This window comes from Psychroflexus salarius, assembly GCF_900129035.1.
Lineage (GTDB): Bacteria > Bacteroidota > Bacteroidia > Flavobacteriales > Flavobacteriaceae > Psychroflexus > Psychroflexus salarius.
In genome coordinates this window covers 1-9,858 of the sequence record NZ_FQTW01000015.1, presented here as the reverse complement: position 1 = coordinate 9,858, position 9,858 = coordinate 1, and the positions used below count along the sequence as shown (strand labels likewise).

Below are 9,858 nucleotides of genomic sequence, written 5' to 3'. Positions count from 1 at the left end.
GACTACAAGCCGAATCAACTCGTATTTGCTCACTTGGGTTTTGTAACTGAAATTCATTACTTTTAAATCCGTAATAACTGCGGTTATACAAAAACGTTACACATAAACACTCCGAAAAAACTCGGGTTGGATATATGAAAGTTGATAATCTGAATTTACCAAGCATTACCTGAAACGAATTGAAAAGCTGTTTTTAAAAGTCGAAATCTCCGCTTCTATCGAAAATTGGTTTTTAAATCTGAATAAAAAAATAGAATCCTAAATATGACTTTTGACGAATGTTGAGCATTGAGCAGCTATCTGAATTTGAATAGCAAAACGTTAAAAAGCAACACAGCGGAATTTTTAGCTCGTTTGAAAACAAATGACTTTACTCTTGAAAACAGAATTTGAAAATTTAGATTTATAAAGTAAAACTTCTGCTCTTCTCGACGGAATTGAATAGCAAAACGAAAAAAATCAGAAACGTGAAAAGTGCTTCGTTCCAATCAGAACGTGTCGTGTCAATGTGTAACAACGGCTATAATGCATTGCGGGTTGGAATTTTCTGTTGAAAATTCCAGTTTAAAGTGTATTTTCGTTTACCAGCGGAATAATTCTGCGAATGATTCCGCAACGACATCATAGCCAAGACCGTTGGCAAAAATTTAAATGAAAAATCAAGAATACAATAATATCTTAACAAAGGACAAGTCCAGTTGGTTTATAGAAACCAAGGATGGAAAAAGAATTTGGCAATTAGATTTAGTTAATAAGTTTTGGTCTGCAATAAATCTTGAAAAAATACAGAAAAACGACTTAGTATTTAAAAATATAATTTTCCCATCATTTACAGCCAATGAACAATCTCAACTAAACACTAGCATTAATTATTTTTTAAAAGTATTCGGATTAATAAATGAACTTCACACAAAAAGTATTGAATTCGAAAATTGCAGATTTCAAGACGATGCTTATTTTCTTAATGATATACCTGTAATAACTAATGGAAAAAAAATAGAACAACTAATTATTAAAAGTATGTCTTTTAATAATTGTTTTTTTGAAAGAGATTTTCGCATACAAGGACAAACTATTATTTCCAATTTTAAAATATATGATTGCATTTTCAATGGTGAGACGTTTATTTTTATGTCTAAATTTTTTAATAATTTTAATTTAAATAAATCGAAATTTAATAAAGACTTTCTATACCAAGCTAACTTTAATAAAAACAATGCACATTTTTCATCATCTACATTTAATAAAAAATTTTCACTAGGTCAAAATACATTTGATCAAAAGATAAGTCTTGGTTCCTTAGTTGCTAATGGCGAATTTCGTTTGTATTCTAATTTTTATAAGGAGAATTTCAATATCACAAATATTAAACTGAATGACAAATCTTTTTTTCAAAGTGAAAACTATATAAAAGCATTTTTTCAAGATATAGAATTCTCTACTAAAAGACATTCTTTTGAAAACATTCATTTACCTTATAAAAATACTTTAACATTCAGAAATACTTACTTTACAAATAATGTGAATTTCCAAAATTGTGATACTTATAAAATGATTTTTAAGGACTCTGAAATATCAGATGTAAAATTTTCTTCTTGTGAATGGAAGTCTCCAAACAGATTAATAATATTAGATGAAAATAAAAGTAAAAAATCAATCATCGATTTAAAAAAACTTGAAAATATTTATAGGCAATTAAAGAAAAATTTTGAAAATAATAAAGATTGGGAGCTTTCAGGTAAAGCCTATGTAAGTGAAATGACAATCAGAAAAATTAGATTATTTAAGGAGAGAAATTATATTTCTTGGTTTGTATTTTTATTTTATGATTTTTTTGGTGGTTTTACTCAAGACTACATAAAACCTTTTAAATGGTTCGTTATATTTACAATTATCATATTTCCACTTTATTACATTTTATTTGAAAGTTTTGACATATTTAATATTTATTCAACTGAAAATATTGATTGTAGCTTAAAAAATGCTTTTGTTAAAAGTATTTCGGCTTCGATACCATTAATAAAAACTGATTTAAGTTATTTAAATTGGTGGATTCATTCATTTCAAACAATTTTTAGTACAATTTTATTAACATTTATTATCCTAGCTCTTCGAAAAAGATTTAAACAATAAAAAATGTGTGTAAAAACTTTTGCCAACAGCGCATAACAAAAATGGCGAATTTATTGCTCAAACGAGAGTTTTGTGTATTTTTAAAAAGTAAAAAGTTTAACCGAAAAACTTGCGCATTTTAATTCGCCACTTCTGTTATGCGCGAGACGTTGGCAATAATATAAAATTGAATCCAAAAAGAATAATGAAAAACATATTGATAAGTAAAATAACAACAAATTTTTTGTGGACATTTTTTGGAATTATAACAAGCTTAAATTACTATTCAAAAGAAGAATATTTCATTTCAGGTTTTATGTGTTTATTTACCATCTTATACGGTTTTAAAACTTTACAATCAGTAATTGAAAATAAAAAAAATGAAAAAGATTCACTTTGAAAATCTGTCATGGAATTGGACTAGAATTACTTTTCTAGTCTTGGCATTATTATGTTTATTAGTAGGTCATGGTTTAATTCTAAACTATGAAAATGGACTGATTACAAGTTTAGGATTTTTGATTTTGATAATTATGCTCAGCAAAAGATTTTGGTATAAAAATTATGTTGAGTATAATAAATTGGGGATTGTTATTAAACTTAACTTGATAACTGATAAGACCATCAAGTTTAATGAGATTGATAAAATAACAATCAATGATGACAATTTAATAGTGGAATTAGAAAGTGAACGAAAATTTGAATTTAAAATAATGGATTTAGATGAATCGGATATAAATAAGCTTCTTAGAATATTAGTTGAAAACTCAAAATCCAAGTTTACTGATAGCAGAACTGAAAAAAATACTATTGCCAACAACGCATAACCGCAATTACGGCTGATTCGACTACAAGCCGAATCAACTCGTATTTGCTCACTTTGGGTTTTATAATTGAAAATCATTACTTTTAAGCCCGTAATAACTGCGGTTATACAAAAACGTTACACATAAACACTCCGAAAAAACTCGGGTCGGATATATGACAGTTGGGAATCTGAATTTACCAAGCATTACCTGAAACGAATTGAAAAGCTGTTTTTAAAAGTCGAAATATCCGCTTCTATCGAAAATTGTTTTTTAAATCTGAATAAAAAAATAGAATCCTAAATATGACTTTTGACGAATATTGAGCATTGAGCAGCTATCTGAATTTGAATTGCAAAACGATGAGAAAGCAACACAACGGAATTTTAGCAAGTTTGAAAACAAATGACTTTACTCTTGAAAACAGAATTTGAAAATTTAGATTTATATAGAATAACTTCTGCTCTTCTCGACGGAATTGAATAGCAAAACGAAAAAAATCAGAAACGTGAAAAGTGCTTCGTTCCAATCAGAACGTGTCGTGTCAATGTGTAACAACGGCTATAATGCATTGCGGGTTGGAATTTTCTGTTGAAAATTCCAGTTAAAAGTGTATTTTCGTTTGCCAGCGGAATAATTCTGCGAATGATTCCGCAACGACATTATAGCCAAGACCGTTACCAATAAGTTGATTTCAATGATTTTTTAGAGATAAAATTCATGTTTTGATAATCCTAAGAATTGGAATTGATTCTGAAAAAATTGAAAAGTGGAGTAAACTTTAAAAATTGGATTTTATCACTCACACGCTGAAAATGAATTAAATTGAAAACAAATTGAATTGATTTTTGGTCGAGCATTGAGCAGCTATCTGAATTTGAAAAAATAGTACGTGGAAAACTTAGCAACGAAAAAAATACGTAATTGGATTTTATTCGATATTTAAGAATACATTTGACTTCTGACAATCGTTGCGTGAATAACAAAATAGAAAATTGAAAAAACTACACAGCGGAATTTTAGCAAGTTTGAAAACAGATTTTTTAAAATCTAGATTTATATAGAATAACTTCTGCTCTACTCGACGGAATTCAATAGCAAAACGAAAAAAACGAATTAATTAGACTCTATAAAAAACCTATTGGTAACACCGCATAACCGCAATTACGGCTGATTCGACTACAAGCCGAATCAACTCGTATTTGCTCACTTGGGTTTTGTAACTGAAAATCACTACTTTTAAGTCCGTAATAACTGCGGTTATACAAAAACGTTGTGGCTAATGCTGAAAAAAACTTCGAATTAATGATTTGAACTAATTTTTGAGTATTTTTGAATTATGAAAATATCTGAAAAAAATATTAATCGAATTAAGAAACTTTGTAAGAAATACAAGGTGAAAACATTTTCTGCTTTTGGCTCTGTAACTCGTGATGATTTTAAAGATGAGTCTGATATTGATTTTGTGGTTGATTTTGATGAAACTGACCCTTTTAAATACACGGATTTATATTTTCAACTCAAAGAAAATTTAGAAAAATTACTTCAGCGACAAATAGACTTAATCGAAGAGCGTGGAATAAAAAATCAATTTTTCAGAAAAGAACTTGATAGCACAAAAATTCTAATTTATGGACAATAGAATTAATGCGTGGCTTGAAGACATAATTAAATCTATTGATGAAATATTTGAGTTTCTACCTGAAAAAAGAGATTTCTTTGAATATCAAAGTGATTTAAAAACGAAAAAGGCAGTTGAGAGAAATATTGAGATAATTGGAGAAGCAATTAATCGAATAATTAAACACAAAGATTCTGATTTTAAAATAAACAACGCTCAAAAAATAATCGGAACTCGAAATAGAATTGCACACGAATATGATAGCATTTCTGACGAAGTTATTTGGACGATAATAATTAGAGAACTACCTCAATTGAAAAAAGAAATCCAAAACATAGTGGAAAAGCACTAGCCACAACATCGCATATAGTTTATGGCTGAATTTTTTGCTTAAACCAAAATTGTTGTATTTTTAGAAAATCAAAAGCATACGGTGAAAATCGGTCGCATTCTTTGCTCGCCACAAACCATATGCAAAACCGTTACCAATAAGTTGATTTCAATGATTTTTTAGAGATAAAATTCATGTTTTGATAATCCTAAGAATCGGAATTGATTGTGATAAAATTGAAAAGTGGAATAAGCTTCAAAAATTGGATTTTATCACTCGAACGCTGAATACTGAATTGCGTTGAAAATAAATGGAATTGATTATTGGTCGAGCATTGAGCAGCTATCTGAATTTGAAAAAAATGTGTGAAAATCATAACAACGAAATGAACACAAAATTATTTTAATTGATTTTTAGGAACAAATTTGACTTCTGACAATTGTTACGTAAATAACAAAATAGAAAATTGGAAAAGCAACACAGCGGAATTTCAGCAAGTTTGAAAACAGATGATTTAAATCTTGAAAACAAATTTTTTAAATCCAGATTTATATAGAATGACTTCTGCTCTACTCGACTGAATTCAATAGCAGAACGAAAAAATGAAACTCAAAATGGATATAAAACCTATTGGTAACACCGCATAACCGCAATTACGGCTGATTCGACTATAAGCCGAATCAACTCGTATTTGCTCACTTGGGTTTTGTAATTGAAAATCACTACTTTTAAATCCGTAATAACTGCGGTTATACAAAAACGTTGGTAACAATTTGAAGATGAAATTAGATTTAGAGTTAACAAAAAAAATACTTAATTTTATAAGAAATGAAAGTCAACCTTTTATATATAATTTTGATTTATTCAATAAAATAAATCCAGAAAAAAACCTTGAAACAGATAAGCTTATTTGGCATCATCTTGATATCTTATTTGACAAAGGATTGATTAAAAATCAAAATCAGAATGATAATGATACTGGAATCGATTTAACACCTAATGGCTCTTTAACTATTAAACAGAAAAGATTAAGATTGAGTGACATTGGACACCAAACAATTGAATCACTTGAAAATGATTCTTTATGGAAAAAGTTAAGTCGGAAAATAAATCCATTGACATCTGAAAGTATAAAACTAATACCATCTTTAACAATTGAAATAATAAAAACAGAAATATTAAATTAATTAACCTATGAAAAAACAACTAATAAAATTTTCGAGTTTAGTTTTTATATTTTTAGTATTAAGCTGCGGAACCGATGAAAAGAAAACAGATTCTAAGCGTAAATCAGTTTCAAAAATTGAAGCAAAGGTAGTTGCTGAAGGACAAATTGAAAGTAATTTGAAATCACCATCAACTGCTGAATTTTCAAATCTCAGAGATACTAAAATGGAGAAATTTGGTAATGGTTATTTAGTAGAAGGTTATGTTGACTCAGAAAATAGCTTTGGTGCTAACATAAGAACCTACTATTCTGTAGAAATTACCGTTGATACGATTAGTGGAGAAATAATGTATTCGAATTTAAAAATGGAATAAAAACTGTTACCAACACTGCATATCGCTCATTGCGGAGTTTGTAGCTAAAACCGAAGGTTTAGAAGTTTCTGGCAGTTAGAATCTATAATTGAAAATAATCGCTAATTTTCCCGCAACGAAGCGTTATGCGGAAACGTTAGTGGTTATTAGAACAAAGAATAAAAATGCCTAATTTTAAGATAATAGCATTCTCAAAAGAAGTACCGAAAAAGTTTAAATGGATAAATTGGTTCATTTTAATTCCGATACTTTTTTGGCCATTAATCTTTTTTGGAACGGTTTTCTTTTTCGATGACCCTAATGCGAATCCATTAATGGTTTGGGCATTATTTATTGGTGTAAATTTGTATCCAGTTTATCTAATCGTACTTTTTGAATTAAATGCAAGACTTCATAAAAGAATAATATTTGCGGCTTACTTTCTTCCTATTTTAATTATTGGAAGCTTATCATTTATAATTGCCCGACAATATATTTCGAGTAAGCAATTCGCAAAAGAAAGAGAAATAGCGAATAAGAACAGACAAAAAGAAGGGTACATTGGTAGTTGTGATACTTATAAAGTAATAGGCGAAACAGTTTCTTACAGGGATACTATATTGAATGCTGACTCAAAATCATTTGAATATTTAAGTTGTCATTACGGAAAGGATAATCAGCAAGCCTATAAAGGAAAGGAACCAATACCAGGAAGTGACCCAGAATCATTTGAAATAATTGATTGGCAATGGCAGAGAGATAAAAACTTCTATTATTTTAGAGGCAATGCAATAAAAGGTATTGATTACAAATCGTTTGAGATATTAATAGCAAACTATTCCAAAGATAGATTTAACGTATACTTTTACGACAAAATAATTGAAAGTGCAGATCCAAGTACTTTTAAAGTTAACAGAATGACACATATAGCGACTGACAAAAACAATAAGTATAAATTCGGAAAAAAAATAACAACCACTAACAATGTATATAAAAAATAGGCGAAATAGTAGTAAAACCAAGACTTTTGGCTTATATCAAATTTTGTGCTTAACCGAAAGTTTAGTGCTTCGATATCGCCTACTTTTCATATACTAGAACGTTGCCACACATTAAAAAATGATGACACTGATTCACATAATGACTATCCTAACATTAATTGGCTGTAGTAATTCAGCCGACAATGGAAAAGTGTCTGAAAATATCGAAACAGAATCACAGACTTTAACTGATTCGGCAATCAAAGTTGCAGAAACTCAAAAAGTGGATAATGAAACTGAGCAAATCGGGACAAGTAAATGCTCAGGGACAATTACCGACTTCTTAAAACTTGAAAATAAAGACCTTCAATTAGACTTATTCGCAAAAATTGATTCTATTCGTGAAGTTCAATATCCAGACAATGACCAAGAGACTTCAATAATGGTCGACTTGACGGCTGAATACTTAACTCGATTTCTAAATGACCTTAATTCTGATTCACTGACAAGAAACCAACGATTTGAAAAAGAATATCACTTTAACATTGCTCCTGAAGGTTACACTGACCCATCAGACTGTAAGGACAAAATAACAGTCAACTTTGACGGTGAAGACTGCTCATTTAGATTGAGTATTAACAATACGTTTCTTGTCGATCCGAACTGGTGTACTGAATCTATGGTTGTTTATGGTTTCAAAATCAAAAAAAATAGAATCATAGATTTTTGGAGACAAGAAGCAGGATAAAAAAACGTGTGGCAACAGCACCTAAGAAAACATGGGGCGGACATTGATAAACGCCAGGTTCATTCTTCGTGGCTAAATTAGTTACGGGCGGACAAGTAAGAGCTTCGAAAGCCCCACGTTTCTTAGCTGCAAACCGTTGCATACAAGTACTCCGAAAAAACTCGGGTCGGAAAAATGACAGTTGAGAATCTGAATTTACAAGGTATATGACAAAATAAATTTACTTTATGCTCAGAAAAAAAATTATATTTAACAATTTCTTATTTATTTGGCTTCTTTTTGGGTTAATAATTTATATCTATTCTTTATTTACAACTATTTCGGAGAATGAATTCAATTTATTAAGATTAAAAGAGAGAATAAAATTAGTTATTCCAACAATTATACTCTTATTATATGTTATATCATTTTTGAAATATAAACTAAAAAAAGACAAAATAGAGTAACACTGTATATAAAAACGTGATAAACCAACACTCCGAAAAAACTCGGGTCGGATAAATGACAGTTGAGAATCTGAATTTAAAAAGCATTACCTAAAACGAATTAAAAAGCTGCTTTTAGATTCCAAAATTTCAGTTTTATCGAAAATTGGTTTTTGAATCTGAATAAACGAAACGAAATTCTGTATATGACTTTTGACGAATGTTGAGAATTAAGCATCTATCTGAATTTGAATAGTAAAATACGGAAAATCAACACAACGGAATTTTAGCTTGTTTGAAAACAGATGATTTCACTCTTGAAAACAAAAATTGAAAATCTAGATTTATATAGAATAATTTCTGCATTTGCTCGACAGATTTAAATGGCACTGCGGAAAAAATTGGAAACGTGAAAAGCGCTTCGTACCAAGCAGAACGTGTCGTACCTGTATGCAACAACGGCTATAATGCATTGCGGGTTGGAATTTTCTGTTGAAAATTCCAGTGTAAAGTCGTACTTTCGTTTTCAAGCGGAATAATTCTGCGAATGATTCCGCAACGACATCATAGCCAAGACCGTTGCATACAAGTACTCCGAAAAAACTCGGGTTGGATAAATGAAAGTTGAGAATCTGAATTCACCAAGCATTACCTGAAACGAATTGAAAACTGTTTTTCAAAGTCAAAATTTCCGCTTCTTTCGAAAATTGATTTTCTAATCTGAATAAACGAAACAGAATCCTAAAATATGACTTAAGACATATGTTGAGCATTGAGCAGCTATCTGAATTTAAAAAATAATGCGTGAGAAACTTAGCAACGAAAAAATTAGATAATTGGATTTTAATCGATGTTTAGAAATAATTTGACTTCTGACAATCGTTGCGTGAAAAACAAAATAGAAAATTGGAAAAGCAACACAGCGGAATTTCGGCAAGTTCGAAAACAGACAAATTTACTCTTAAAAATAAAAGTTGAAAATTTAGATTTATATAGCGAAACTTCTGCTCTACTCGACTGAATTGAATAGCACAACGGAAAATATCGGAAACGTGAAAAGTGCTTCGTACCAAGCAGAACGTGTCGTACCTGTATGCAACAACGGCTATAATGCATTGCGGTTTGGAATTTTCTGTTGAAAATTCCAGTTAAAATAGTATTTTCGTTTACCAGCGGAATAATTCTGCGAATGATTCCGCAACGACATCATAGCCAAGACCGTTGCACACAAACACTCCGAAAAAACTCGGGTCGGATAAATGACAGTTGAGAATCTGAATTTACCAAGCATAACCTAAAATGAATTAAAAACTG

At 29.8% G+C, this 9,858-nt stretch carries 8 protein-coding genes; all 8 read left to right on the top strand.

Annotated features, from left to right (window positions below):
- The first annotated feature begins 651 nt into the window (after positions 1-651).
- The 8 genes from BUB82_RS11240 (at position 652) to BUB82_RS11200 (ending at position 8,119) form a co-directional block, all read left to right on the top strand.
- A complete protein-coding gene (locus BUB82_RS11240; protein ID WP_073193723.1) occupies positions 652-2,133 on the top strand; it encodes a hypothetical protein in 1,482 nt (493 codons plus the stop codon).
- Between the two features lie 359 nt (positions 2,134-2,492).
- Positions 2,493-2,939, top strand: a complete 447-nt coding sequence (locus tag BUB82_RS11230; RefSeq protein ID WP_073193721.1) for a hypothetical protein — start codon at positions 2,493-2,495, stop codon at positions 2,937-2,939.
- Positions 2,940-4,257: 1,318 nt separating this feature from the next.
- Positions 4,258-4,560, top strand: coding sequence for a nucleotidyltransferase family protein (locus BUB82_RS11225; protein WP_073193720.1), 303 nt, complete (start codon positions 4,258-4,260; stop codon positions 4,558-4,560).
- Positions 4,550-4,891 carry a HepT-like ribonuclease domain-containing protein gene (locus BUB82_RS11220; protein ID WP_073193719.1) on the top strand — a complete coding sequence of 114 codons (342 nt, stop codon included), beginning with the start codon at positions 4,550-4,552 and terminating at the stop codon, positions 4,889-4,891. Before BUB82_RS11225 ends, BUB82_RS11220 begins: the two co-directional genes overlap by 11 nt.
- Before the next feature lie 758 nt (positions 4,892-5,649).
- Positions 5,650-6,057: a DUF2513 domain-containing protein gene (locus BUB82_RS11215; RefSeq protein ID WP_073193718.1), complete on the top strand. Its 408-nt coding sequence runs from the start codon at positions 5,650-5,652 to the stop codon at positions 6,055-6,057.
- Positions 6,058-6,064: 7 nt separating this feature from the next.
- Positions 6,065-6,412: a hypothetical protein gene (locus BUB82_RS11210; RefSeq protein ID WP_083574529.1), complete on the top strand. Its 348-nt coding sequence runs from the start codon at positions 6,065-6,067 to the stop codon at positions 6,410-6,412.
- A gap of 164 nt (positions 6,413-6,576) precedes the next feature.
- Entirely contained in the window at positions 6,577-7,392 is an 816-nt protein-coding gene (locus BUB82_RS11205) for a DKNYY domain-containing protein (RefSeq protein WP_073193717.1), read from the top strand.
- A 139-nt stretch (positions 7,393-7,531) separates the two neighbouring features.
- Complete coding sequence (locus BUB82_RS11200) at positions 7,532-8,119, top strand: hypothetical protein (RefSeq protein WP_073193716.1); 588 nt, start codon at positions 7,532-7,534, stop codon at positions 8,117-8,119.
- Positions 8,120-9,858 lie beyond the last annotated feature (1,739 nt).